The following is a 24536-nucleotide window of genomic DNA, read 5'->3' as shown; positions in this document are numbered from 1 at the left end:
GTATTAGTAAAGGAGTTCGTAAATCTCCATTGCAATCAAGTCAATGCTATCAAAAGTATAAGTTTCGCGAGCTTCTACATCACGAAGGGTAAAGATTGATCCATTTTCTTCGTCGTGGCTGTATGCAACTTCTGCAACAACAACTCCTTCGCGTTCAAAATTACGTTTTAAATTTCCGCCGTCTTTTGCCATTGCTTCAAGGCGGTTGATGATTCTAACCAAATGTGATTCCATTTTGATTCTCCTTCATTTCTTATCGTTACTATTTTACCATAAAGGAGGCCAACTTGACTAGAAAAAACTAAGATTTCTCGCTAATTCTACTAGCTTAAAGTTTTTTTGAATAAATCGGATAAAAAGTTTGAATTTTAATTCAATACATGTTATAATCATACAGTATTCTATTTTAGAAAGCAGTGTAACTATGAATTTTTCTTTTTTACCTAAGTATTTACCTTATTTTAACTATGGGGCTGTTGTGACGGTTCTCATTTCTATCTGTGTTGTCTTTTTGGGAACTATTTTGGGTGTTGTCTTGGCTTTTGGGCAACGTTCAAAGTTTAAACCGCTTGTTTGGTTCGCCAACTTGTACGTTTGGATTTTCCGTGGGACACCGATGATGGTTCAGATTATGATTGCCTTTGCCCTTATGCACATCAATGCTCCGACTATTCAGGTTGGAATTTTAGGTGTTGACCTTTCTCGCTTGATTCCAGGGATTTTGATTATCTCTATGAACAGTGGTGCTTATGTTTCTGAGACTGTTCGTGCTGGGATTAATGCGGTTCCAAAAGGTCAGCTAGAGGCTGCCTATTCTTTAGGGATTCGTCCTAAAAATGCGATGCGCTATGTGATTTTGCCACAAGCTATAAAAAATATCTTGCCAGCATTGGGGAACGAATTTATCACTATTATCAAGGATAGTTCCCTCTTATCAGCTATCGGTGTTATGGAGTTATGGAACGGGGCTACAACAGTTTCTACAACAACCTATCTACCTTTAACACCACTTTTATTTGCAGCCTTTTATTACTTGATTATGACTTCTATTTTGACAGTAGCCTTGAAAGCTTTTGAAAAACGTATGGGACAAGGAGATAAGAAATAATGACAGAAACTTTGATAAAAATTGAAAATTTACATAAATCATTTGGAAAAAATGAAGTATTGAAGGGCATCAACCTCGAGATTAAAAGAGGAGAAGTTGTCGTTATCATCGGTCCTTCGGGGAGCGGGAAATCTACCTTGCTTCGCTCTATGAATTTGTTGGAAGAAGCGACTAAAGGGAAGGTTATCTTTGAGGGAGTCGATATTACGGACAAGAAGAATGACCTGTTTGCCATGCGTGAGAAGATGGGCATGGTTTTCCAACAATTTAATCTCTTTCCTAATATGACTGTGATGGAAAATATCACCTTGTCACCTATCAAGACCAAAGGTGAGAGCAAGGCTGTTGCTGAGAAGAGAGCCCAAGAGCTTTTGGAAAAAGTTGGTTTGCCAGATAAGGCAGATGCTTATCCACAGAGTTTGTCAGGTGGCCAGCAACAACGGATTGCCATCGCGCGTGGGTTGGCCATGGAACCTGATGTTTTGCTCTTTGACGAGCCGACTTCAGCTCTGGACCCTGAGATGGTTGGAGAAGTTCTAGCTGTTATGCAAGCCCTTGCCAAGTCAGGAATGACCATGGTTATCGTAACACATGAGATGGGATTTGCCCGTGAGGTGGCAGATCGTGTCATCTTTATGGCAGACGGTGTGGTTGTTGAAGACGGAACACCAGAACAGATTTTTGAACAAACTCAAGAACAACGGACTAAAGACTTCTTGAGTAAGGTTTTATAATCTATTTTAAAATTTCAAGACAAGATTAATGGAAAGCTCGACCCGAGCTTTTTCTTATAGTTTGAAACTATAGGATGACCTAGTCAAGAAGTGTTAGAGCTACATTGTATTTTTTGGTATAATTAAAGATATTTGTAAGAAAAGAGAAGTGATATGACACAGATTATTGATGGGAAAGCTTTAGCGGCCAAATTACAGGGACAGCTGGCTGAAAAGACTGCAAGATTAAAGGAAGAAACAGGTCTAGTGCCTGGTTTGGTAGTGATTTTGGTTGGAGACAATCCAGCCAGCCAAGTCTACGTTCGCAACAAGGAGAGGTCAGCTCTTGCGGCTGGTTTTCGTAGCGAAGTAGTGCGAGTTCCAGAGACCATTACGCAAGAGGAATTGTTAGACTTGATTGCCACATACAATCAAGATTCAGCTTGGCATGGGATTTTGGTCCAGTTACCATTACCAAAACATATCGATGAAGAGGCGGTTTTGTTGGCCATTGACCCAGAAAAGGATGTGGATGGTTTCCATCCTCTAAATATGGGACGCCTTTGGTCTGGACATCCAGTCATGATTCCATCAACACCTGCAGGAATTATGGAAATGTTTCATGAATATGGGATTGACTTGGAAGGTAAAAATGCGGTGGTCATCGGTCGTTCAAACATTGTTGGAAAACCCATGGCCCAGCTTCTTTTGGCCAAGAATGCTACAGTGACCTTGACCCACTCACGCACCCATAATCTCGCTAAGGTTGCTGCAAAAGCGGATATTCTTGTGGTCGCAATCGGTCGTGCTAAGTTTGTGACTCCTGATTTTGTGAAACCAGGTGCGGTAGTCATTGACGTTGGGATGAACCGCGATGAAAATGGTAAGCTCTGTGGGGATGTTGATTATGAGGCGGTTGCCCCACTTGCTAGCCACATCACGCCAGTTCCTGGAGGTGTTGGTCCTATGACAATTACTATGCTGATGGAGCAAACTTATCAAGCAGCACTTAGGACATTGGATAGAAAATAAGAGAAAAATTTTCTGAGAAAAGTGTATTTTCTATATCTATATCTAAAATGGCAGAAATGAATATTAAATTTTAGAAATAAGTTTATAAAAGGAGGTATGCGCCTCCTTTTTGTTGTATAATGGAGTGAGGTGATTAGATGATTTTAAAAATTTATAATGGGGAATATAGTTTACAATGGGATGGAATATACTACTTAGCACTAATTGATTATCCAAATATTCAAGAGTGGGAATTAGAAAAAATTGCTAAATTTATAGCTTACGAAAAACTTCATAAACGTCAAACAACTATTGAGTGTGCTGATTCTTGTTTAAAAAAAGAAATTTTAGATTACATCTTTCAGCATCCCTTTCTGCCACCATTTACCCCTACAGATAAAATAGTAGCCTCGACTTATGATCTACATAAGAGGTTAGTGACTTCAGACTACTGTAGTCATACTACGACTATAAATGTAGCGATTTCTATCTTTAAAACAGGTCAGCTCTTATCTGCTGTGAAAGCCTTTGGGCGAGATGCTGAGGAGTTGGTTTTGGATAGTCGAAATGCTGCATCGGATCCGATAGATTATTTTGACTATGTCATGTTAGGGTGGTCAAATACAAGTTCTGGTTATCGATTAGCGATGGAGCGTTTATTAGGACGGGCACCGTCTGAGGAGGAATTGCAAGAAAAGTTCATTCCTGGCGTTAGTTTTCATTTTCTGTATGAAGAATTAATTCAAGCACCAGGTTATATGTTTGATGGCTACCATGTTGCAAAAATTAAGGACATGTTGAATTTATTTAGTGAGTTGTATATTTGTGTTATTCCAACTCATAATAAGAGCCAATTTGAAAATATTATTCCAACTAAAATACAAGATAGGGTGCATTATCTTGACTATGCTGGAGAAGGTTTGGAGGAGTGGGTTAAAAAAGTATATCGGATTGTTTTAAAACGATCAGGTAAAGGATAGTTGAGGAAAAACGATGAGAGTGATTGAGCAAGCATTATTAGAAAAAGTCATTATTGAACGTTCTCGTACCAGTCATAAAGGAGACTACGGTCGTCTGCTGTTGCTGGGTGGGACTTATCCTTATGGTGGTGCCATCATCATGGCTGCTTTGGGAGCTGTAAAAAGCGGTGCAGGATTGGTAACTGTTGGAACAGATAGGGAAAATATTCCAGCTCTGCACAGCCATTTACCTGAGGCTATGGCCTTTGCTCTTCAAGACCAGCGATTGTTAAAAGAGCAATTGGAGAAGGCAGAGGTTATCTTGCTGGGGTCTGGTTTACGAGATGATGCTTTTGGAGAAGATCTAGTTAAACAGGTCTTTAATGGCTTAAGACAAAATCAGATTTTGATTGTAGACGGAGGTGCCTTGACCATCCTTGCTAGAACAAGTTTGTCATTTCCGTCTAACCAGCTTATCCTAACTCCCCACCAAAAAGAATGGGAAAAGCTGTCTGGAATTACGATTAAAAGGCAAAACGAAGATACAACATCTAGTGCCCTGACTTCCTTCCCTCAAGGAACAATTTTGGTAGAGAAAGGTCCAGCTACTCGTATTTGGCAGGTTGGCCAATCTGATTATTACCAGTTACAGGTTGGCGGTCCCTATCAGGCGACTGGGGGAATGGGAGATACTCTGGCTGGGATAATCGCAGGATTTGTAGGCCAATTCCGACAGGCCAGTCTCTACGAACGTGTGACAGTAGCGACCCATCTCCATTCAGCTATTGCTCAAGAACTAGCTCAAGAACATTATGTGGTCTTGCCAACGGAAATTAGTAATTGTCTTCCTAAAGTAATGAATAAAATATCTCAAAAAAGACTGGGATAAAATTCAATTTTAGGAGAAAACGAAGTAAATATTACCACAATAAAACGCATAATATCAAGTTTTTTTAATACCTGATACTATGCGTTTTTGACTTTAAAGCCTTTTTGGTCTGTTTCTATTTTGGAGCAATCTTTTGCTCAGTATGTTTTATAATTTCTCGTTGATAAATCGGATAAACTGATTCCACCAAACTTTTAAGAAGAAGGCTTTTTCAACTTTCTTTTCTGCTACCATTTCGAAACTAGGACGTTCTGTGGTAATGTAACCTTGACCAATCAAATCCTTGTCTTCGTAAGTCAAATGGCCAACTACTGTTCCAGCTTCAAGTGGTGCGAGGATTGCTTTAGAATCAGGTGTGAATTGAATAGATTGGGAAGATTGATCCCCAACACGTTCAATTAGATAGATATCCTCTGGGGCCACTGCAGTGACCGTATCTTCTTTTCCATCTTGTACGGAGATTTTGCTATCTTGATAGGCATCGCCTTTTTGCACGATTTTACGAAGTGTGAATGTAGAAGAAATATAATCCATTAGGGAAGATGTAGCTGTAAAGCGAGCGTAGGGATTATTGTCTTGATGATCTGCATTTAAAACAACTGTGATAACCCTCATGCCTTTTTCGACAGTAGTACCAACAAAAGATTCTCCAGCTTTGTCTGTTGTTCCTGTTTTAAGGCCATCAAAACCACCTCGATAAGCAGGCATGCCTTCTAACATGTAGTTGGTAGAAGTGATTGTCATTCCAGCAAAAGTAGAAGAAGGTTTTTTGGTAATTTCTAAGACTTGTGGGTATTTTTTGATGAGGTTACGAGCAACGATAGCAACATCATAAGCACTGAGCTTATTTTCATCATCTTTATTAGACCCTGGGTAAATATTATCTCCGAGAGTTTCGTTGTTCAGACCAGTTGTATTGACAACAGTGGCATCTTTGATTCCCCATTCCAAGAGTTTTGCTCGCATCATATCAACGAAGTTTTTTTCTGAGCCAGCAATTTTCTCAGCTAGGGCAATAGCGGCGCTGTTGGCACTAGATACCAGAGTTGCTTCAAGTAACTCTTCGACAGTATAATTACGGGCCTCCATAGGAACATTACTGGCTTCTGAATTTGTCGTCAATTGATAAGGATAATCAGAAATATCTACTGGGGTGGATAGTGTGATACTTCCATTTTTGAGTGCTTCATAGACCAGGTAAACGGTAAGTAGTTTTGTTATAGAAGCAATTTCGACAGGTTGCGTTGCATCTTTTTCATATAGAATTTTACCAGTATTGGCCTCAACAGCAATCGCATGTTTAGCAGCAATATTAAAATCTTGGGCAGCAACAGTAGATGCTGCCCAAATTACGGATAGACTTAAGAGAGTTAAAATGATTTTTTTCATAGTAAGTTTATTCTAACATAAAGAAAAAAATATTCCCAGTTTCATGATAGAAGAAAGAAGCTTTTTTGAAAGTATGGTAAAATAGATGAATGGAGGTAGCTCATGTTTCGTAAGAATAAATTATTTTTTTGGACCAGTGAGATTTTATTATTAACAATCATTTTTTATTTATGGAGAGAGATGGGGGCTATTATCACGCCTTTTGTAAGTGTCGCAAACACCATCATGATTCCTTTTCTTCTAGGTGGTTTTTTATATTATTTGACCAATCCTATTGTAAATTTTTTACAAAAATATTTCAAAATTAATCGTATCATTGGTATTCTACTAACCTTGTGTGCCTTGGTTTGGGGTCTTGTCATTGGGGTAGTCTATCTGTTACCGATTTTGGTCAATCAATTGACCAGCTTGATTGCGACTAGCCAGACTATCTATAGTCGTTTACAAGATTTGATTGTGGATTTATCTACTTATCCAGCCTTTCAAAATTTGGATATTCAAGCGACGATTCAACAATTAAATCTGTCCTATGTAGATATTCTACAAAATATCCTAAATAGTGTTACAAATAGTGTCGGAAGTGTTATATCAGCTCTCTTTAGTACCGTTTTGATTATTATTATGACCCCCGTGTTTTTGGTTTATTTTTTGTTAGATGGTAACAAATTTTTACCGATGCTTGAGCGCACTGTTTTAAAGAGAGATAAGTTGCATATTGCAGGTCTTTTAAAGAATTTGAATGCGACAATTGCTCGCTATATCAGTGGAGTCGCAATTGATGCCATTATTATCGGTTGTTTGGCCTTTATCGGATATAGCGTGATTGGTTTGAAATACGCTTTGGTCTTTGCCATCTTTTCAGGATTGACCAATCTCATTCCTTATGTGGGACCAAGTATTGGCTTGATTCCGATGATTATTGCCAATGTCTTTACGGATCCTCATAGAATGCTAATTGCAGTTGTTTACATGCTGATTATTCAGCAAGTGGATGGGAACATCCTTTACCCTCGAATCGTTGGAGGAGTGATGAAGGTTCATCCAATTACGATTTTAGTATTACTTTTGTTATCAAGTAATATCTATGGCGTCATTGGTATGATTGTAGCAGTACCAACATATTCTATCTTAAAAGAAATTTCTAAGTTCTTATCACGTTTGTATGAAAATCATAAAACAATGAAAGAACGAGAAAGAGAATTAGCTAAGTAAAAGTCAGGAAATTCCTGATTTTTTTTTTCTTTAGGTAAATTATAGGAGTAGAAGTGCCATTTATATTGGCCGATTAAGAATAATTCACAAAAACTTTGTAAAACACTTGCAATTTAGCTGAAATTTGATAAAATAGTAAGGAAAGTTAGACTGTATTGCCTACTGTCTATCTATAAAATATATTTTATTGGAGGCTTTTACTCAAATGGCAAAAGAAAAATACGATCGTAGTAAACCACACGTTAACATTGGTACTATCGGACACGTTGACCACGGTAAAACTACCCTAACTGCAGCTATCACAACTGTTTTGGCACGTCGCTTGCCTTCATCAGTTAACCAACCTAAAGACTATGCGTCTATCGATGCTGCTCCAGAAGAACGCGAACGCGGTATCACTATCAACACTGCGCACGTTGAGTACGAAACTGAAAAACGTCACTACGCTCACATCGACGCTCCAGGACACGCGGACTACGTTAAAAACATGATCACTGGTGCCGCTCAAATGGACGGAGCTATCCTTGTAGTAGCTTCAACTGACGGACCAATGCCACAAACTCGTGAGCACATCCTTCTTTCACGTCAGGTTGGTGTTAAACACCTTATCGTCTTCATGAACAAAGTTGACTTGGTTGACGACGAAGAATTGCTTGAATTGGTTGAAATGGAAATCCGTGACCTATTGTCAGAATACGACTTCCCAGGTGACGATCTTCCAGTTATCCAAGGTTCAGCTCTTAAAGCCCTTGAAGGTGACTCTAAATACGAAGACATCGTTATGGAATTGATGAACACAGTTGATGAGTACATCCCAGAACCAGAACGTGACACTGACAAACCATTGCTTCTTCCAGTCGAAGACGTATTCTCAATCACTGGACGTGGTACAGTTGCTTCAGGACGTATCGACCGTGGTATCGTTAAAGTCAACGACGAAATCGAAATCGTTGGTATCAAAGAAGAAACTCAAAAAGCAGTTGTTACTGGTGTTGAAATGTTCCGTAAACAACTTGACGAAGGTCTTGCCGGAGATAACGTAGGTGTCCTTCTTCGTGGTGTTCAACGTGATGAAATCGAACGTGGACAAGTTATTGCTAAACCAGGTTCAATCAACCCACACACTAAATTCAAAGGTGAAGTTTACATCCTTACTAAAGAAGAAGGTGGACGTCACACTCCATTCTTCAACAACTACCGTCCACAATTCTACTTCCGTACTACTGACGTTACAGGTTCAATCGAACTTCCAGCAGGTACTGAAATGGTAATGCCTGGTGATAATGTGACAATCGACGTTGAGTTGATCCACCCAATCGCCGTAGAACAAGGTACTACATTCTCTATCCGTGAGGGTGGACGTACTGTTGGTTCAGGTATGGTTACAGAAATCGAAGCTTAATTCGATTTAGTTCCCAGAAGAACAATTATTTAAGTCAGACATTAAAAGAATCTTGCTATGCAAGGTTCTTTTTTTAAAGTAAAAAGATAGACCTGGTAAAGTCCAGATCTATCTAATAAGTTATTTCCAAGTGACTAGTTCGCTCCAAACGCTAACATTCGATATAGTAGAGGTTTGACCAGCAGGAACCCATTTGTTGGTGCCTAAGTATCTAACTTCTAATTTACGAACATTTACTGTGTAAGATGCTTTTAGTCTAATATAACCATAAGTGTAGGGTGGTACGTTATGGGAGACTGAGTGATTTAAACTAAGTCCAAATCCAGACTCAGGAGCAGAAAAGCCAACACCTGCACTTATAGTTAGGGTAGCTCCAGCTTTTCCACCATAGGCAGTTGAACTTCGAGCTCCTGATGTGGCACTGCTCTTGTAAGAGTAAGAGTAGCTAGTTCTATAGTCTGCAACACCAGTTGCATTAGAACGAGTCTGATACATAGATTTAGACTCCAAATAGGTATCCCTAAGTTCAGTCGTATAAAATGACAATAGCTCTCCTGTGTTGATATCTTTTACAACATGATTAGATACAATTTCATAATTTGTACCAGGATAGACATCAGCAAAAACCGTAGATGTTGAGACTAAGAATACTAGACTTGATAGAACAGCGAAAAACAATATTTTCAGTTTAATCATAAAATATTTCCTTTCGTCATGATCAAAAGATTATTTTTTCAATCCTTTGAAAGTCATAATGCAACCCAAAACGATACTGAGAGTTCCTATAGGTCTCCAATATAGTTGCCAAAAGAATAAATTTATCGTTTCTTTCAGTGTATCATCGGGTCCGCCATAATAGGGGTTGATGTGAAATAATAAAAAACCAAAACATAAAACTATGATTCCAGTTAAGAATAAAATGTCCTTATTTACTTTCCTCATAAAACCTCCTTTTATTTAATTTAAAGCGCTTTCTATTATTAGTATACGTCAAAAAAATAAAAAAACAAGTCTATTTATTTATTAATTTATATGGTATAATAGAATAGTTGGAGAGTTTTTCTATAGTTTTAAAATGCTGATATGAAACACCTCATATTTTACAAAATAAAAATCTCTCGTTCAAATAAGAGCAATGGAAAAATAAACTGCATCCCAAAACTTAGATTTTTTCTGTCTGATTTTTGGGATGCAGTTCACTTTTTACTACAAATATTATGTAGTTTTACAAAAAAAGAAGCTAGATAAAAACTCAATTTTAGGAGAAAATGAAGTAAATCTTCTCACAATAAAATGCATAATATCAAGTTTTTTGCACACATGATATTATGCGTTTTTGATTTTAAAGACTTTTTGCCCAGCCTCAATGAGGGATTTATTTTACATAGAGTTCTTGATTTTTTAGGACAATTTCTCGTACACTTGCAAACTTCTTAAGTTTTTTGATTTCTTCAGGATGAGTGACGAGAGTGATAACATAGCCTTCTTTACCCATGCGACCTGTACGGCCAGCACGGTGAGTGTAAGTTTCAATATCTCTAGGAACATCAAAGTTTACGACGCATTCTAGACTATCGATATCAATTCCACGAGCCAAAAGGTCTGTTGCAAGGAGTAGGGTTAGTTGCTTATCTTTAAACTTTTCTAAGATGACTTTTCTAAATTTGACATTGACATCACTAGCGAGGGAAACAGCCAAGATATCACGATATTGTAATTTTTCTTCTGCGCTTCCAAGGTCTGATAGGCTGTTAAAGAAGACAAGACCTCGGAAATCCTCTACATGAGACAGTTTTCGTAGCATATCCACACGATGGCGTTGCTCCACTTGCATGTAGAAATGTTGGATGTTGTCCAATTTTTGGTCAGAAAGATCAATGGTACGTGTGTTAGGAACAATCTTTTCTTGGTCAAACTTGGTTGTCGCACTCATGTAGACCAGTTGGTGATCGCGAGGTGCGTAGTGAGTGATTTTCTCGACAAAGTGTATCTGAGAATCATCTAGCAATTGGTCGAATTCATCCAGGATGATGGTTTCCACATTCATCATCTTGATTTTTTTCAATTTAATTAGTTCAAAGATACGACCAGGAGTTCCAATAAGAATTTCTGGTCCTTTTTTGAGGCGTTCAATCTGGCGTTTCTGACTTGAACCTGATAAGAAGAGTTGGGCAGTTAAGCCGATGGCTTCAGCCCACGTTTTACATACATCAAAAATCTGTCCAGCCAGTTCTGTATTAGGTGCTAGAATCAAGAGTTGTTGGGCTTTTTTCTTTTGTAGTCTGAGAAGACTTGGTAGGAGGTAAGCTAGGGTTTTGCCAGTTCCTGTTGGGCTTACTCCTAGAAGATTTTCTCCTGCAAGAAGTGGTTCAAATAGTTGAGTTTGAATGGGGGTGAATTCCTGGAAACCGAGTTGGTTGCTCAGTTCTTGCCATTCAGTCGGTAGTTTGGTTTTCATTTTTCTTCCTCAAATCTAATGCCAGCAGTCTGGCGCATGGTATATAGTAGCTCATGAACTGAACTTGCATCTTCCAGCCAAGTTTGGTAGAGATTCAGATCTGGCTGATGGAGCATGTGTGCAAATGCAGCGACTTCATCAGTCATCGTATGAGGAGCCTGTTGGATAGGGAGTTGGACTTGATTTCCTTGATGGTCGGTAAAAATAGCCGAACGAACATGCTCAATTGTGTTGAGCGTCAGGGTTCCATCTGTCGTATAAATCTCGCAAGGAAGATTGGAAGTGATGTTTTTCCCAGCCTTGATATGGACTTGAAAATCAGGGTAGAAGAGGATGCCGTCTCCATTTAGGTCAATGCTATTGTCAAGCTGTTGAGCCTGATAGGTGGCGTTCTCAGCTTTTCCAAAGAGACGAACGGCAGCGTAGAGAGGATAAATCCCCAAATCCATAAGCGCTCCACCAGCAAAACGATCTGAAAAAACATTTGGTGTCAGTCCAGCTAACAAATCTGGCATTTTGGAAGAATACTTGGCATAGTTGAAATCTGCTCCCAAAATTTGTTTGTCTGCTAAAAAGTTTTTGATAGTAGTAAAAGCTTTTTCATGGTAGTTCCGAGCTGCTTCGAAGATAAAACAGTGATTTTTCTTAGCTGTTTGAATCAAATCCAGCCATTCTTGTGGCTGAGCGACAGCTGGCTTTTCAAGAATGACGTGTTTACCTGCAGATAATGCAGTTTTTGCCTGAGCAAAATGCAAGGAGTTTGGACTAGCAATATAGACCACATCAAAGGAGCTCTTGAAGAAGTCTTCTAATTGATCAAAGAGTTGGATATCCTGATAGCGAGAAGCAAAGGTTGCTGCAGTTTCTAGTTTTCTAGAATAGACTGCGACCAACTGGTATTCTCCACTGGTATGGGCTGCTTCTATGAAGTGATGGCTGATAGCGCCTGTTCCGATGACACCTAATTTTAGCATAAATACTCCTTTTCCGATTTCAAATCCTTCTTTCATTATAACATAGATAGACGGGACTATCCAACAGAGGGTGAAAAATTTCAAATAAGCTACTAGGCCTTTTCCAAAGAAAGTGGTACAATAATGAGATGAGTAAATGAAATGGGAGGGAAAATGAGATTATTACCTATAAGAAAAATATCACGTCAGTCTAAGAGGCTAGCGCTTTTTTTGACTTTTTGTGCAGGATATGTAGACGCCTATACTTTTATTGTGCGAGGGAATACTCTTGTAGCTGGACAAACTGGGAATGTAGTCTTTCTTTCAGTAGAATTAATTCAAAATAATGTTTCAGATGTTAGGGACAAGGTTCTCACTTTGCTAGCTTTTATGATGGGGGTCTTTTTATTAACTGTTTATAAGGAAAAATTGAGAATTGTGAAAAAGCCAATTCTGTCACTGATTCCTTTGGCAATCTTATCAATCATTATTGGTTTTGTGCCCCAAACTGTAGATAATATCCATCTAGTGCCGCCCTTGGCCTTCTGTATGGGACTGGTGACAACCGCTTTTGGAGAAGTATCGGGTATTGCTTATAATAATGCTTTTATGACGGGGAACATCAAACGGACCATGTTGGCTTTTGGGGATTATTTTAGGACCAAGCACACACCATTTTTACGTGAAGGGATTATCTTTGTAAGCCTGCTTAGTAGTTTTGTACTTGGCGTTGTCTTTTCAGCCTATTTGACGATTTTCTATAATGAAAAGACTATTCTTGGTATTCCTATTATGATGAGCATTTTTTACCTCAGCATGCTTTTTGCCTCGTGGCAGAAAAAAATAAAAGAAAAAGCTTGATTTTAGGTGTTATTACTTGTAAGAAAATAGGAGATATGCTATACTTGAAGAGTTGACTATGCACGTTCCTGTGCAACCGCACGAACATCGTTGCTCGTAGTATAACAAATTTAAACTTTGTTCTACATAGAGTTCTTCTTTTAAGTGGTTCGTCCCACGATGCTAGGCGAGTCTTCACAAAAATTCGGGGAAACCCATAAAAATCATAGGAGGTGCATAATGAGCACATACGCAATTATCAAAACTGGCGGAAAACAAGTTAAAGTTGAAGTTGGTCAAGCAGTTTACGTTGAAAAATTGAACGTTGAAGCTGGTCAAGAAGTTACTTTTAACGAAGTTGTTCTTGTTGGTGGTGAAAACACTGTTGTCGGAACTCCACTTGTTGCTGGAGCTACTGTAGTTGGAACTGTTGAAAAACAAGGAAAACAAAAGAAAGTTGTTACTTACAAGTACAAACCTAAAAAAGGTAGCCACCGTAAACAAGGTCACCGTCAACCATATACAAAAGTTGTCATCAACGCAATCAACGCTTAATTTTAAGGAGAACACATGATACAAGCAGTCTTTGAGAGAGCCGAAGATGGCGAGCTGAGGAGTGCGGAAATTACTGGACACGCCGAGAGTGGCGAATACGGCTTAGATGTCGTGTGTGCATCGGTTTCTACGCTTGCCATTAACTTTATCAATTCCATTGAAAAATTTGCAGGCTATGAACCAATCCTAGAATTAAACGAAGATGAAGGTGGCTATCTGATGGTTGAAATTCCAAAAGATCTTCCTTCACACCAGAGAGAAATGACCCAGTTATTTTTTGAATCATTTTTCTTAGGTATGGCAAACTTATCGGAGAACTCTTCTGAGTTCGTCCAAACCAGAGTTATCACAGAAAACTAACACGGAGGAAAACATTATGTTAAAAATGACTCTTAACAACTTGCAACTTTTCGCCCACAAAAAAGGTGGAGGTTCTACATCAAACGGACGTGATTCACAAGCGAAACGTCTTGGAGCTAAAGCAGCTGACGGACAAACTGTAACAGGTGGATCAATCCTTTACCGTCAACGTGGTACACACATCTACCCAGGTGTAAACGTTGGACGTGGTGGAGACGATACTTTGTTCGCTAAAGTTGAAGGCGTAGTACGCTTTGAACGTAAAGGACGCGATAAAAAACAAGTTTCTGTTTACCCAATCGCTAAATAAAAAGGTCCAGTGAACCTTTTTATCCCGAGCCTTGAAATGTAAAGGCGAGGAAGCTAGAAGTAGCATAAACTAAGGCTTTCCGAGTTTTCGGAGAGCCTATTTTTTTGTTTTGATACCCATATTCTAAAATCCTATGTAAGAAGCGAACTTATCGGCTACTTTATCTTTTAGATACAATCATAAAATAGTGGAATGTAAAACTTTTACAGTAATAAAGTTTATGAGGGAATAAGATATTGTAAAAATGGCTACGGTTTGATATTATAATTGTATTCGGGTAGGAAAGAAGGGATATGGAAAGGATGTGGACTAGTATGAAAAAAATTATCACTATAATAGTCTGTTCAATCTCTTTTCTTGTTCTATCAGCTTGTGTCAGTAAGAAAAAACTTATTCTTCCTGAACCTGAAACAATCTCTGTAATTTCCCTACAGGAAAAAATCTCTGAAGATGTTAAAACTATAACCAAGAGAGAAGAAATCTCAAAATTGATTGAGGAGATACAGAAACAGTCAAAATCTACAACTTTTGAGAGTTTAAATGATCAACCGACAAATGTTAAAGATTACATCATTATCAAGTTTTATCATCAGAATGAAGAAAAGGATAGTGTAGTCTATCTATATACTAAGAAGAAAAGACAGTATATTGAGCAACCTTATGCTGGTATTTGGGAAGTAAATCCAGATATAGCCAATAGGATTAAAGAGTTTTTTTCTAGTTGATTTATAGGGAAAAAGAAAATTTTAGAGTCTTTTCTTGCATCATACTATAAACGGTAAATCAAAAGGATTTGCTGTTTTTATTTGCTTGAAATCAGATAAGGACTGAAAAAAGACATCATTCTAATTCTTGGATTGGGATGTTAGCATATTCGTTTAGGTTTGAAAGTTTCCTGACTTTTTTCCTTTTTAGAAAACTTCAAAAATATGGTATAATGAAAAGATAAAGAAGTTGGGGGTAGAAGATGAACATTCAACAATTACGCTATGTTGTTGCTATTGCCAATAGTGGTACTTTCCGTGAAGCTGCTGAAAAGATGTATGTAAGTCAGCCGAGTCTGTCTATTTCTGTTCGTGATTTGGAAAAAGAATTGGGCTTTAAGATTTTCCGTCGGACCAGCTCAGGGACTTTCTTGACTCGTCGCGGTATGGAATTTTATGAAAAAGCGCAAGAATTGGTCAAGGGATTTGATATTTTTCAAAATCAGTATGCTAATCCTGAGGAAGAAAAAGATGAATTTTCCATTGCTAGCCAGCACTATGACTTCTTGCCACCAACTATTACGGCTTTTTCAGAGAGCTATCCTGACTACAAGAACTTCCGCATTTTTGAATCAACTACTGTTCAAATCTTAGATGAAGTAGCGCAAGGGCATAGTGAGATTGGGATTATCTACCTCAACAATCAAAATAAAAAGGGGATTATGCAACGTGTTGAAAAGTTAGGCCTAGAGGTTATTGAACTAATTCCCTTCCATACCCATATTTATCTCCGTGAGGGGCATCCTTTAGCCCAGAAAGAGGAATTGGTCATGGAGGATTTAGCGGATCTACCAACGGTTCGTTTCACTCAAGAGAAAGACGAGTACCTTTATTATTCAGAGAACTTTGTTGATACTAGCGCTAGCTCGCAGATGTTCAATGTGACAGACCGTGCTACCTTGAATGGTATTTTGGAGCGGACGGACGCCTATGCTACAGGTTCTGGATTTTTAGATAGTGACAGTGTTAATGGCATCACAGTTATTCGTCTCAAGGATAATTTGGATAATCGCATGGTCTATGTTAAACGTGAGGAAGTGGAGCTCAGTCAAGCTGGGACTCTCTTTGTAGAAGTCATGCAAGAATATTTTAATCAAAAGAGGAAATCATGAAAAAAAGAGGAATAGTGGCAGTCATTGTACTGCTTTTGATTGGGCTTGATCAGTTAGTTAAATCCTATATCGTCTGGCAGATTCCACTGGGTGAAGTACGTTCTTGGATTCCCAATCTCGTTAGCTTGACCTACCTGCAAAATCGAGGGGCAGCCTTTTCTATCTTACAAGACCAGCAGTGGTTATTTGCTGTCATTACACTGGTCGTTATGGTAGGTGCCATTTGGTATCTACATAAACACATGGAGGACTCACTCTGGATGGTCTTGGGCTTGACCTTGATAATTGCAGGTGGTCTTGGAAACTTTATTGACAGGATCAGTCAGGGTTTTGTTGTGGATATGTTTCACCTTGACTTTATCAATTTTGCAATTTTCAATGTGGCAGATAGCTATCTGACTGTTGGAGTGATTATTTTATTGATTGCAATGCTAAAAGAGGAAATAAATGGAAATTAAAATTGAAACTGGTGGCCTGCGTTTGGATAAGGCTTTGTCGGATTTGACAGAATTATCACGTAGTCTCGCGAATGAACAAATTAAATCAGGCCAGGTCTTGGTCAATGGCCAAGTCAAGAAAGCTAAATACACAGTTCAAGAGGGTGATGTCGTCACTTACCATGTGCCAGAACCAGAGGTATTAGAGTATGTGGCTGAGGATATTCCGCTAGAAATAGTCTACCAAGATGAGGATGTGGCTGTTGTCAACAAACCTCAGGGGATGGTGGTGCATCCGAGTGCTGGTCATACTAATGGAACTCTAGTAAATGCTCTTATGTATCATATCAAGGATTTGTCGGGTATCAATGGGGTTCTACGTCCAGGAATTGTTCACCGTATTGATAAGGATACGTCAGGTCTTCTTATGATTGCTAAAAATGACGATGCGCATCTAGCACTTGCTCAAGAACTTAAGGATAAAAAGTCTCTCCGAAAATATTGGGCGATTGTTCATGGAAATCTGCCTAATGATCGTGGTGTAATTGAAGCACCGATTGGCCGGAGTGAAAAAGACCGTAAAAAACAGGCTGTGACTGCTAAAGGGAAGCCTGCAGTGACTCGTTTCCACGTCTTGGAACGCTTTGGTGATTACAGCTTAGTGGAGTTGCAGCTGGAAACAGGACGTACTCACCAAATCCGTGTTCACATGTCTTATATTGGCCATCCAGTTGCTGGTGATGAAGTCTATGGTCCACGTAAGACTCTGAAAGGACATGGACAATTTCTTCATGCCAAGACTCTAGGATTTACCCATCCGAGAACAGGTGAGAGCTTGGAATTTACAGCAGATATCCCAGAGATTTTTAAGGAAACCTTGGAGAGATTGAGAAAGTAAGAATGAAAAAGAAATTAACTAGTTTAGTACTTGCAGGCGCTTTTTTAGGTTTGTCATGGTATGGAAATGTTCAAGCTCAAGAAAGTTCAGGAAATAAAATTCACTTTATCAATGTTCAAGAAGGTGGCAGTGATGCGATTATTCTTGAAAGCAATGGACATTTTGCCATGATTGATACAGGAGAAGATTATGATTTTCCAGATGGTAGTGATTCTAGTTATCCATGGAGAGAAGGAATTGAAACATCTTATAAGCATGTTCTAACAGACCGTATCTTTCGTCGTTTGAAGGAATTGGGTGTTCAAAAACTTGATTTTATTTTGGTAACCCATACTCACAGTGACCATATTGGAAATGTTGATGAATTACTGTCTACCTATCCAGTTGACCGAGTCTATCTTAAAAAATATAGTGATAATCGTATTACTAATTCTGAACGTTTATGGGATAATCTGTACGGTTATGATAAGGTTTTACAGACTGCCGCCGAAAAAGGTGTTTCAGTTATTCAAAACATCACACAGGGAGATGCTCATTTTCAGTTTGGGGACATGGATATTCAGCTCTATAATTATGAAAATGAAACAGATTCATCAGGTGAATTAAAGAAAATTTGGGATGACAATTCCAATTCTCTGATTAGTGTAGTGAAAGTCAATGGCAAGAAAATTTACCTTGGGGGCGACTTAGATAATGTTCATGGAGCAGAAGACAAGTATGGTCCTCTCATTGGAAAAGTTGATTTGATGAAGTTTAATCATCACCATGATACCAACAAATCAAATACCAAGGATTTCATCAGAAATTTGAGTCCGAGTTTGATTGTTCAAACTTCGGATAGTCTACCTTGGAAAAATGGTGTTGATAATGAGTATGTCAATTGGCTTAAAGAACGTGGAATTGAGAGAATCAACGCAGCTAGCAAAAACTATGATGCAACAGTTTTTGATATTCGACAAGACGGTTTAGTAAACATTTCAACATCCTACAAGCCGATTCCAAGTTTTCAAGCTGGTTGGCATAAGAGTGCATATGGGAATTGGTGGTATCAAGCACCTGATTCTACAGGAGAGTACGCTGTTGGTTGGAATGAAATCGAAGGTGAATGGTACTATTTTAATCAGAGGGGAATCCTGTTATATAATCAATGGAAAAAATGGAACAATCATTGGTTCTATTTGACAGACTCTGGTGCTTCTGCTAAAAATTGGAAGAAAATCGATGGAATCTGGTATTATTTCAACAAAGAAAATCAGATGGAGATTGGTTGGCTTAGTACTGGAGGACAGACCTATTATCTATCAAACGATGGCTCTATGAAGACAGATTGGCTTCAATATAAGGGTCAATGGTATTATTTTGCTCAATCAGGGGAAATGAAAACGGGTTGGGTAAAAGATAAAGAAACCTGGTACTATATGGATTCTACTGGTATCATGAAGACAGGCGAGATAGAAGTTGCTGGTCATCATTACTATCTAGAAGATTCAGGAGCTATGAAGCAAGGCTGGCTTAAAAAGGCAAACGATTGGTATTTCTACAAGGAAGATGGTTCACGAGCCGTGGGTTGGATCAAGGACAAGGATAAATGGTACTTCTTGAAAGAAAATGGTCAATTACTTGTGAACGGCAAGACGCCAGAAGGTTATACTGTTGATTCAAGTGGTGCCTGGTTAGTGGATGTTCCGGTTGAGAAATCTGCTACAACTAGAGATACAAGTAACTCAGAAATAAAAGAATCCAGTGAAGTAGTGAAAAAAGATCTTGAAAATAGAGAAACGAGTCAACATGAAGATGTTACAAGTTCTTCAACTAGTCAAGATTTGACTTCAGTAATTTCGCAAAGCTCTGAAACGAGTGCAAACAAATCGGAATCAGAACAGTAGTAAAAAAGAAGGTTTTAGGGCCTTCTTTTTCCTATCAACTCTTTTCTATTTCCTGTTATTCATGTTATAATGGATAAATATGAAGAATCGGAGTGAGACTATGAAATACAAACGGATTGTCTTTAAGGTGGGGACTTCTTCTCTGACGAATGAGGATGGAAGTTTATCACGTAGTAAGGTAAAGGCTATTACCCAGCAGTTGGCTATGTTGCACGAGGCTGGTCATGAATTGATTTTGGTGTCATCAGGTGCCATTGCGGCTGGTTTTGGAGCCTTAGGATTTAAAAAGCGTCCGACTAAGATTGCTGATAAGCAGGCTTCAGCAGCGGTAGGGCAAGGGCTTTTGTTGGAAGAATACACGACCAATCTTCTCTTGCGCCAAATCGTTTCTGCACAAATTTTGCTGACCCAGGATGACTTTGTGGATAAGCGCCGTTATAAAAATGCCCATCAGGCTTTGTCAGTTCTACTTAGCCGTGGGGCGATTCCTATCATCAACGAGAATGATAGTGTCGTCATTGATGAGCTCAAGGTGGGTGACAATGACACTCTTAGTGCCCAGGTAGCGGCCATGGTCCAAGCAGACCTTTTGGTTCTCTTGACAGATGTGGACGGTCTCTATACTGGAAATCCTAATTCAGATCCAACAGCCAAACGCTTGGAGAAAATCGAGACCATCAATCGTGAGATTATTGATATGGCTGGTGGAGCTGGCTCGTCAAATGGAACTGGGGGCATGCTAACAAAAATCAAGGCTGCAACTATTGCGACAGAATCAGGAGTTCCTGTTTATATCTGCTCATCCTTGAAGGTAGATGCCATGATTGAGGCGGCTGAGGAGAGCAAAGATGGTTCTTACTTTGTTGCGCAAGAGAAGGGACTTCGTACCCAGAAACAATGGCTGGCTTTCTATGCTCAGAGTCAAGGTTCTATTTGGGTTGATAAAGGGGCTGCTGAAGCTCTCTCTCAACATGGAAAGAGTCTTCTCTTATCTGGTATTGTTGAAGCAGAAGGAGCCTTTTCTTACGGTGATATCGTGACAGTATTTGACAAGGAAAGTGGAAAATCACTTGGAAAAGGGCGCGTGCAATTTGGGGCATCTGCTTTGGAGGATATGTTGCGTTCTCAAAAAGCCAAGGGTGTCTTGATTCACCGTGATGACTGGATTTCCATTACTCCTGAAATCCAACTACTCTTTACAGAATTTTAGAGGTAAACTATGGTAAGTACACAAGAACAATTTGAACAGGTACAGGCTGTTAAAAAATCGATCAACACAGCTAGTGAAGTCGTGAAAAACCAAGCCCTGCTAGACATGGCTGATTACTTAGTGGCTGCTACTGAGGAGATTTTAGCGGCCAATGCTCTCGATATGGCAGCGGCCAAGGGTAAAATCTCAGATGTGATGCTGGATCGTCTTTATTTGGATGCAGGTCGTATAGAAGCGATGGCAACTGGAATTCGTGAAGTGGTTGCCTTACCAGATCCAATCGGTGAAGTTTTAGAAACCAATCATCTTGAAAATGGTTTGGTTATCACAAAGAAGCGTGTAGCTATGGGCGTTATTGGTATTATCTATGAAAGCCGTCCAAATGTGACGTCTGATGCGGCTGCTTTGGCTCTCAAGAGTGGAAATGCGGTTGTTCTTCGTAGTGGTAAGGACGCCTATCAAACAGCCCATGCTATTGTCACAGCCTTGAAGAAGGGCTTGGAAACGACTACTATTCACCCAGATGTGATTCAACTAGTGGAAGATACCAGTCGAGAAAGTAGCTATGCCATGATGAAGGCAAAGGGTTATCTAGACCTTCTCATCCCTCGCGGAGGAGCTGGCTTGATTAATGCAGTGGTTGAGAATGCTATTGTGCCTGTTATTGAGACAGGGACTGGTATTGTCCATGTTTATGTGGATAAGGATGCAGACGAAGACAAGGCTCTGTCTATCATCAACAATGCTAAAACCAGTCGTCCTTCTGTTTGTAATGCCATGGAGGTTCTGCTTGTTCATGAAGATAAGGCAGCAAGCTTCCTTCCTCGTTTGGAGCAAGTGCTAGTTGTCGATCGAAAAGAAGCTGGACTTGAACCGATTCAATTTCGTTTAGATGAAAAAGCTAGTCGATATATTTCTGGACAAGCAGCAGAGATCCAAGACTTTGACACCGAGTTTTTAGACTATATCCTAGCGGTTAAGGTCGTTAGCAGTTTAGAAGAAGCGGTTGAGCATATTGAAGCACACAGCACCCATCATTCGGATGCGATTGTGACTGAAAATTCTGGTGCTGCTGCTTACTTTACAGACCAAGTGGACTCGGCAGCAGTTTATGTCAATGCTTCAACGCGTTTCACCGATGGAGGTCAATTTGGTCTGGGATGTGAAATGGGGATTTCTACTCAGAAATTGCATGCGCGTGGTCCCATGGGCTTGAAGGAATTGACCAGCTACAAGTATGTGGTTACTGGTGACGGACAGATAAGGGAGTAAGAGATGAAGATTGGATTTATCGGTTTGGGGAATATGGGAGCTAGCTTGGCTAAGGCTGTTTTGCAGGCCAAGACGTGTGATGACATTCTTCTTGCCAATCGTAGTCAAGCCAAGGTTGATGCTTTCATCGCCAACTTTGGTGGTCAGGCTTCCAGCAATGAAGAGATTTTTGCAGAAGCAGATGTGATTTTTCTAGGAGTGAAGCCTGCTCAGTTTTCTGAACTGCTTTCTCAATATCAGACCATTCTTGAAAAAAGAGAAAGTCTTCTTTTGATTTCGATGGCAGCTGGATTGACCTTGGAAAAACTGGCTAGTCTTCTTCCAAGTCAACACCGAATTATTCGTATGATGCCAAATACCCCTGCTTCTATCGGTCAAGGAGTCATTAGTTATGCCTTGTCTTCTAATTGCAGGGCTGAGGACAGTGAGCTATTTTGTCAGCTTTTAACTAAGGCTGGTCTCTTGGTTGAACTAGGAGAAGGTTTAATCGACGCAGCGACAGGTCTTGCAGGTTGTGGACCAGCCTTTGTCTATCTTTTTATCGAGGCCTTGGCAGATGCAGGTGTTCAGACTGGATTGCCACGAGAAACAGCATTGAAAATGGCAGCTCAAACTGTGGTAGGAGCTGGGCAATTGGTCTTAGAAAGCCAGCAACATCCTGGAGTTTTGAAAGACCAAGTATGCAGCCCAGGCGGTTCGACTATCGCTGGTGTAGCAAGCTTAGAAGCACATGCCTTTAGAGGAACCGTTATGGAGGCAGTCAAAAAAGCCTACAAACGAACTAAAAAACTGGGTAAATAAGAGGTGGCTTTGACTGCCTCTTTTATGGTGGTTGAAATGAGAAGACAAAAAGATTGTCACAAACCCCTATTTTTTTGATAGAATAGAAGTAGTAAAAAAGAAATGAGTTAGACATGTCAAAAGGATTTTTAGTCTCTCTTGAGGGACCAGAGGGAGCAGGAAAGACCAGTGTTTTAGAGGCACTGTTACCAATTTTAGAGGAAAAAGGGGTAGGGGTGCTGACGACCCGTGAACCTGGCGGAGTCTTGATTGGGGAGAAGATTCGTCAAGTAATTTTGGACCCAAGTCATACTCAGATGGATGCTAAAACAGAGCTTTTACTCTATATCGCCAGTCGCAGACAGCACTTGGTGGAAAAAGTTCTTCCAGCACTTGAAGCTGGTAAGTTGGTCATTATAGACCGCTTTATTGATAGTTCTCTTGCATATCAGGGATTTGGTCGTGGTTTGGATATTGACGCCATTGATTGGCTCAATCAGTTTGCGACAGATGGCCTTAAACCTGATTTGACACTCTATTTTGACATCGAGGTGGAAGAAGGGCTGGCTCGTATTGCTGCTAATAGTGACCGCGAGGTCAATCGTTTGGACTTGGAAGGGTTGGACTTGCATAAAAAAGTCCGTCAAGGCTACCTTTCTCTTCTGGACAAAGAAAGAAATCGCATTGTCAAGATTGATGCCAGTCTCCCATTGGATGAGGTTGTGGAAACGACCAAGGATGTCTTATTTGACAGAATGGGATTATCTAAATGAAACAAGATCAACTAAAGGATTGGCAGCCAGATCAGTTTGACCGCTTTGTCCGTATCCTAGAACAAGACCAGCTCAATCATGCCTACCTCTTTTCAGGTTTCTTTGGAAGCTTGGAAATGGCGCAGTTCTTGGCTAAGAGCCTCTTTTGTACGGATAAGGTAGGCGTTTTACCGTGTGAGAAATGCCGAAATTGTAAGCTGATTGAACAGGGAGAATTTCCCGATGTCACCTTGATTAAGCCAGTCAATCAGGTCATTAAGACAGAACGGATTCGAGAATTGGTGGGGCAGTTTTCTCAAGCAGGGATTGAAAGTCAGCAACAGGTCTTTATCATTGAACAAGCTGAGAAAATGCATCCCAACGCAGCTAATTCTCTGCTCAAGGTCATCGAAGAACCCCAGAGTGAGGTTTACATTTTTTTCCTGACCAGCGACGAAGAAAAGATTTTACCGACAATACGAAGTCGGACCCAGATTTTCCACTTTAAAAAGCAAGAAGAAAAACTTATCTTGCTTTTAGAACAAATGGGACTGGTTAAGAAAAAAGCAACTTTTTTAGCTCAGTTTGCTCAATCGCGAGCTGAAGCAGAAAAGTTGGCAAATCAGGCAAGTTTTTGGACCTTGGTTGATGAAAGTGAACGCCTGACGACTTGGTTAGTAGCTAAGAAAAAAGAAAGTTATTTGCAGGCTGCTAAATTAGCTAGCTTGGCAGATGACAAGGAAAAACAAGATCAGGTTTTACGGATTCTTGAAGTTTTCTGTGGGCAAGATATCCTGCAAGCAAGAGTTCGGGTGATTCTACAAGATTTGTTAGAAGCTAGAAAAATGTGGCAGGCTAATGTCAGCTTTCAAAATGCCATGGAATATCTGGTCTTAAAAGAAATATAAACTCAAAAATGAAGGATAAAGAAAGGAAAGGGCTGTTTTATGGACAAAAAAGAATTATTTGACGCGCTGGATGATTTTTCCCAACAGTTGTTGGTAACCTTGGCCGATGTGGAAGCCATCAAGAAAAATCTCAAGAGCCTGGTAGAGGAAAATACAGCTCTTCGCTTGGAAAATAGTAAGTTGCGCGAACGCTTGGGTGAGGTGGAAGCAGATGCTCCCGTCAAGGCCAAACATGTTCGCGAAAGTGTCCGTCGCATTTACCGTGATGGATTTCACGTTTGTAATGATTTTTATGGACAACGTCGAGAGCAGGACGAGGAATGTATGTTCTGTGACGAGTTGTTATACAGGGAGTAGG

Annotated in this window: 27 protein-coding genes and 1 other annotated feature; of the genes, 22 read left to right on the top strand and 5 right to left on the bottom strand. The window is 39.7% G+C overall.

Annotation, left to right across the window (positions count from 1 at the left end):
- Positions 1-3 precede the first annotated feature (3 nt).
- The gene (locus HT717_RS02995) at positions 4-234 is read right to left on the bottom strand and encodes a DUF1797 family protein (protein WP_000443570.1); all 231 of its coding nucleotides are present in this window, start codon (positions 232-234) and stop codon (positions 4-6) included.
- A 190-nt stretch (positions 235-424) separates the two neighbouring features.
- Between HT717_RS02995 and HT717_RS02990 the strand changes: the two genes are divergently transcribed.
- The 5 genes from HT717_RS02990 (at position 425) to HT717_RS02970 (ending at position 4680) form a co-directional block, all read left to right on the top strand.
- Positions 425-1108: an amino acid ABC transporter permease gene (locus tag HT717_RS02990; protein ID WP_173304346.1), complete on the top strand. Its 684-nt coding sequence runs from the start codon at positions 425-427 to the stop codon at positions 1106-1108.
- Complete coding sequence (locus HT717_RS02985) at positions 1108-1842, top strand: amino acid ABC transporter ATP-binding protein (RefSeq protein WP_173228687.1); 735 nt, start codon at positions 1108-1110, stop codon at positions 1840-1842. The genes HT717_RS02990 and HT717_RS02985 overlap by 1 nt, the downstream gene beginning before the upstream one ends.
- 153 nt (positions 1843-1995) lie before the next feature.
- The gene (locus HT717_RS02980) at positions 1996-2853 is read left to right on the top strand and encodes a bifunctional methylenetetrahydrofolate dehydrogenase/methenyltetrahydrofolate cyclohydrolase (RefSeq protein WP_173304344.1); all 858 of its coding nucleotides are present in this window, start codon (positions 1996-1998) and stop codon (positions 2851-2853) included.
- Between the two features lie 137 nt (positions 2854-2990).
- Positions 2991-3812 carry a phosphate ABC transporter ATPase gene (locus tag HT717_RS02975; RefSeq protein ID WP_173304342.1) on the top strand — a complete coding sequence of 274 codons (822 nt, stop codon included), beginning with the start codon at positions 2991-2993 and terminating at the stop codon, positions 3810-3812.
- A gap of 13 nt (positions 3813-3825) precedes the next feature.
- Positions 3826-4680 carry an NAD(P)H-hydrate dehydratase gene (locus HT717_RS02970; protein ID WP_173304340.1) on the top strand — a complete coding sequence of 285 codons (855 nt, stop codon included), beginning with the start codon at positions 3826-3828 and terminating at the stop codon, positions 4678-4680.
- A gap of 147 nt (positions 4681-4827) precedes the next feature.
- Here HT717_RS02970 and pbp3 read toward each other — a convergent pair whose 3' ends face one another.
- Positions 4828-6069: a D-alanyl-D-alanine carboxypeptidase PBP3 gene (pbp3, locus tag HT717_RS02965; RefSeq protein WP_173304338.1), complete on the bottom strand. Its 1242-nt coding sequence runs from the start codon at positions 6067-6069 to the stop codon at positions 4828-4830.
- A gap of 102 nt (positions 6070-6171) precedes the next feature.
- On the opposite strand from pbp3, the gene HT717_RS02960 reads away from it, so the two are divergent.
- Together HT717_RS02960 and tuf are read left to right on the top strand one after the other, a co-directional pair.
- Positions 6172-7281, top strand: coding sequence for an AI-2E family transporter (locus HT717_RS02960; protein ID WP_173304336.1), 1110 nt, complete (start codon positions 6172-6174; stop codon positions 7279-7281).
- A gap of 205 nt (positions 7282-7486) precedes the next feature.
- Positions 7487-8683 (top strand): elongation factor Tu, encoded by a 1197-nt coding sequence (tuf, locus tag HT717_RS02955; RefSeq protein WP_001040724.1) that lies wholly within the window; start codon positions 7487-7489, stop codon positions 8681-8683.
- 120 nt (positions 8684-8803) lie between these two features.
- Here tuf and HT717_RS02950 read toward each other — a convergent pair whose 3' ends face one another.
- The 3 genes from HT717_RS02950 to HT717_RS02940 all read right to left on the bottom strand — a co-directional run bounded on the left by HT717_RS02950 (position 8804) and on the right by HT717_RS02940 (position 12115).
- Positions 8804-9379: a hypothetical protein gene (locus HT717_RS02950; protein ID WP_000593530.1), complete on the bottom strand. Its 576-nt coding sequence runs from the start codon at positions 9377-9379 to the stop codon at positions 8804-8806.
- A 679-nt stretch (positions 9380-10058) separates the two neighbouring features.
- A complete protein-coding gene (locus HT717_RS02945; RefSeq protein ID WP_049534505.1) occupies positions 10059-11141 on the bottom strand; it encodes a DEAD/DEAH box helicase in 1083 nt (360 codons plus the stop codon).
- Positions 11138-12115 (bottom strand): Gfo/Idh/MocA family oxidoreductase, encoded by a 978-nt coding sequence (locus tag HT717_RS02940; RefSeq protein ID WP_049534506.1) that lies wholly within the window; start codon positions 12113-12115, stop codon positions 11138-11140. Before HT717_RS02940 ends, HT717_RS02945 begins: the two co-directional genes overlap by 4 nt.
- 141 nt (positions 12116-12256) lie before the next feature.
- Here HT717_RS02940 and HT717_RS02935 point away from each other — a divergent pair, with 141 nt between their 5' ends.
- The 15 genes from HT717_RS02935 (at position 12257) to yabA (ending at position 24535) form a co-directional block, all read left to right on the top strand.
- Positions 12257-12955, top strand: coding sequence for a YoaK family protein (locus HT717_RS02935; protein WP_080982892.1), 699 nt, complete (start codon positions 12257-12259; stop codon positions 12953-12955).
- 64 nt (positions 12956-13019) lie between these two features.
- Positions 13020-13139: a sequence feature (ribosomal protein L21 leader region), on the top strand.
- A 35-nt stretch (positions 13140-13174) separates the two neighbouring features.
- Complete coding sequence (gene rplU, locus HT717_RS02930; RefSeq protein WP_000109141.1) at positions 13175-13489, top strand: 50S ribosomal protein L21; 315 nt, start codon at positions 13175-13177, stop codon at positions 13487-13489.
- Positions 13490-13504: 15 nt separating this feature from the next.
- Positions 13505-13849: a ribosomal-processing cysteine protease Prp gene (locus HT717_RS02925; RefSeq protein ID WP_000613699.1), complete on the top strand. Its 345-nt coding sequence runs from the start codon at positions 13505-13507 to the stop codon at positions 13847-13849.
- Positions 13850-13865: 16 nt separating this feature from the next.
- Positions 13866-14159, top strand: a complete 294-nt coding sequence (rpmA, locus tag HT717_RS02920; RefSeq protein ID WP_000916509.1) for a 50S ribosomal protein L27 — start codon at positions 13866-13868, stop codon at positions 14157-14159.
- A gap of 314 nt (positions 14160-14473) precedes the next feature.
- The gene (locus HT717_RS02915; RefSeq protein WP_049540064.1) at positions 14474-14884 is read left to right on the top strand and encodes a DUF5301 domain-containing protein; all 411 of its coding nucleotides are present in this window, start codon (positions 14474-14476) and stop codon (positions 14882-14884) included.
- Positions 14885-15126: 242 nt separating this feature from the next.
- On the top strand, positions 15127-16035 hold the full coding sequence (locus HT717_RS02910) for a LysR family transcriptional regulator (RefSeq protein ID WP_061087808.1): 909 nt from the start codon (positions 15127-15129) through the stop codon (positions 16033-16035).
- Positions 16032-16493, top strand: coding sequence for a signal peptidase II (gene lspA / locus HT717_RS02905; protein WP_061087809.1), 462 nt, complete (start codon positions 16032-16034; stop codon positions 16491-16493). The genes HT717_RS02910 and lspA overlap by 4 nt, the downstream gene beginning before the upstream one ends.
- Complete coding sequence (locus HT717_RS02900) at positions 16483-17370, top strand: RluA family pseudouridine synthase (RefSeq protein ID WP_061087810.1); 888 nt, start codon at positions 16483-16485, stop codon at positions 17368-17370. Before lspA ends, HT717_RS02900 begins: the two co-directional genes overlap by 11 nt.
- A gap of 2 nt (positions 17371-17372) precedes the next feature.
- Positions 17373-19256, top strand: a complete 1884-nt coding sequence (cbpE, locus tag HT717_RS02895) for a phosphorylcholine esterase CbpE (RefSeq protein WP_049540048.1) — start codon at positions 17373-17375, stop codon at positions 19254-19256.
- Between the two features lie 100 nt (positions 19257-19356).
- A complete protein-coding gene (gene proB, locus HT717_RS02890; RefSeq protein ID WP_240149499.1) occupies positions 19357-20466 on the top strand; it encodes a glutamate 5-kinase in 1110 nt (369 codons plus the stop codon).
- Positions 20467-20475: 9 nt separating this feature from the next.
- On the top strand, positions 20476-21738 hold the full coding sequence (locus HT717_RS02885) for a glutamate-5-semialdehyde dehydrogenase (protein WP_140833217.1): 1263 nt from the start codon (positions 20476-20478) through the stop codon (positions 21736-21738).
- 3 nt (positions 21739-21741) lie between these two features.
- Positions 21742-22539: a pyrroline-5-carboxylate reductase gene (gene proC / locus HT717_RS02880; protein ID WP_140833219.1), complete on the top strand. Its 798-nt coding sequence runs from the start codon at positions 21742-21744 to the stop codon at positions 22537-22539.
- 113 nt (positions 22540-22652) lie between these two features.
- Positions 22653-23291, top strand: a complete 639-nt coding sequence (tmk, locus tag HT717_RS02875) for a dTMP kinase (protein WP_140833221.1) — start codon at positions 22653-22655, stop codon at positions 23289-23291.
- On the top strand, positions 23288-24178 hold the full coding sequence (locus tag HT717_RS02870) for a DNA polymerase III subunit delta' (RefSeq protein ID WP_140833223.1): 891 nt from the start codon (positions 23288-23290) through the stop codon (positions 24176-24178). Before tmk ends, HT717_RS02870 begins: the two co-directional genes overlap by 4 nt.
- 39 nt (positions 24179-24217) lie before the next feature.
- On the top strand, positions 24218-24535 hold the full coding sequence (gene yabA / locus HT717_RS02865; RefSeq protein ID WP_000358228.1) for a DNA replication initiation control protein YabA: 318 nt from the start codon (positions 24218-24220) through the stop codon (positions 24533-24535).
- Position 24536: the final 1 nt, after the last annotated feature.

Source organism: Streptococcus sp. 959 (assembly GCF_013277075.1).
GTDB classification, from domain to species: domain Bacteria; phylum Bacillota; class Bacilli; order Lactobacillales; family Streptococcaceae; genus Streptococcus; species Streptococcus pseudopneumoniae_C.
Note: the sequence above shows the minus strand (reverse complement) of the source record. Positions and strands in the feature narration are given on the sequence as shown.

Excerpts from the sequence above, each read along its gene's own strand:
- HT717_RS02915 (WP_049540064.1), top strand. The coding sequence starts at position 14,474 with ATGAAAAAAATTATCACTATAATAGTCTGTTCAATCTCTTTTCTTGTT.
- tuf (WP_001040724.1), top strand. The coding sequence starts at position 7,487 with ATGGCAAAAGAAAAATACGATCGTAGTAAACCACACGTTAACATTGGT.
- HT717_RS02960 (WP_173304336.1), top strand. The coding sequence starts at position 6,172 with ATGTTTCGTAAGAATAAATTATTTTTTTGGACCAGTGAGATTTTATTA.
- HT717_RS02885 (WP_140833217.1), top strand. The coding sequence starts at position 20,476 with ATGGTAAGTACACAAGAACAATTTGAACAGGTACAGGCTGTTAAAAAA.
- HT717_RS02935 (WP_080982892.1), top strand. The coding sequence starts at position 12,257 with ATGGGAGGGAAAATGAGATTATTACCTATAAGAAAAATATCACGTCAG.
- cbpE (WP_049540048.1), top strand. The coding sequence starts at position 17,373 with ATGAAAAAGAAATTAACTAGTTTAGTACTTGCAGGCGCTTTTTTAGGT.
- HT717_RS02980 (WP_173304344.1), top strand. The coding sequence starts at position 1,996 with ATGACACAGATTATTGATGGGAAAGCTTTAGCGGCCAAATTACAGGGA.
- rpmA (WP_000916509.1), top strand. The coding sequence starts at position 13,866 with ATGTTAAAAATGACTCTTAACAACTTGCAACTTTTCGCCCACAAAAAA.
- HT717_RS02945 (WP_049534505.1), bottom strand. The coding sequence starts at position 11,141 with ATGAAAACCAAACTACCGACTGAATGGCAAGAACTGAGCAACCAACTC.
- proB (WP_240149499.1), top strand. The coding sequence starts at position 19,357 with ATGAAATACAAACGGATTGTCTTTAAGGTGGGGACTTCTTCTCTGACG.
- lspA (WP_061087809.1), top strand. The coding sequence starts at position 16,032 with ATGAAAAAAAGAGGAATAGTGGCAGTCATTGTACTGCTTTTGATTGGG.
- HT717_RS02950 (WP_000593530.1), bottom strand. The coding sequence starts at position 9,379 with ATGATTAAACTGAAAATATTGTTTTTCGCTGTTCTATCAAGTCTAGTA.
- tmk (WP_140833221.1), top strand. The coding sequence starts at position 22,653 with ATGTCAAAAGGATTTTTAGTCTCTCTTGAGGGACCAGAGGGAGCAGGA.
- yabA (WP_000358228.1), top strand. The coding sequence starts at position 24,218 with ATGGACAAAAAAGAATTATTTGACGCGCTGGATGATTTTTCCCAACAG.
- pbp3 (WP_173304338.1), bottom strand. The coding sequence starts at position 6,069 with ATGAAAAAAATCATTTTAACTCTCTTAAGTCTATCCGTAATTTGGGCA.
- HT717_RS02900 (WP_061087810.1), top strand. The coding sequence starts at position 16,483 with ATGGAAATTAAAATTGAAACTGGTGGCCTGCGTTTGGATAAGGCTTTG.
- HT717_RS02990 (WP_173304346.1), top strand. The coding sequence starts at position 425 with ATGAATTTTTCTTTTTTACCTAAGTATTTACCTTATTTTAACTATGGG.
- proC (WP_140833219.1), top strand. The coding sequence starts at position 21,742 with ATGAAGATTGGATTTATCGGTTTGGGGAATATGGGAGCTAGCTTGGCT.
- HT717_RS02985 (WP_173228687.1), top strand. The coding sequence starts at position 1,108 with ATGACAGAAACTTTGATAAAAATTGAAAATTTACATAAATCATTTGGA.
- HT717_RS02940 (WP_049534506.1), bottom strand. The coding sequence starts at position 12,115 with ATGCTAAAATTAGGTGTCATCGGAACAGGCGCTATCAGCCATCACTTC.
- HT717_RS02925 (WP_000613699.1), top strand. The coding sequence starts at position 13,505 with ATGATACAAGCAGTCTTTGAGAGAGCCGAAGATGGCGAGCTGAGGAGT.
- HT717_RS02970 (WP_173304340.1), top strand. The coding sequence starts at position 3,826 with ATGAGAGTGATTGAGCAAGCATTATTAGAAAAAGTCATTATTGAACGT.
- HT717_RS02975 (WP_173304342.1), top strand. The coding sequence starts at position 2,991 with ATGATTTTAAAAATTTATAATGGGGAATATAGTTTACAATGGGATGGA.
- HT717_RS02870 (WP_140833223.1), top strand. The coding sequence starts at position 23,288 with ATGAAACAAGATCAACTAAAGGATTGGCAGCCAGATCAGTTTGACCGC.
- HT717_RS02910 (WP_061087808.1), top strand. The coding sequence starts at position 15,127 with ATGAACATTCAACAATTACGCTATGTTGTTGCTATTGCCAATAGTGGT.
- HT717_RS02995 (WP_000443570.1), bottom strand. The coding sequence starts at position 234 with ATGGAATCACATTTGGTTAGAATCATCAACCGCCTTGAAGCAATGGCA.
- rplU (WP_000109141.1), top strand. The coding sequence starts at position 13,175 with ATGAGCACATACGCAATTATCAAAACTGGCGGAAAACAAGTTAAAGTT.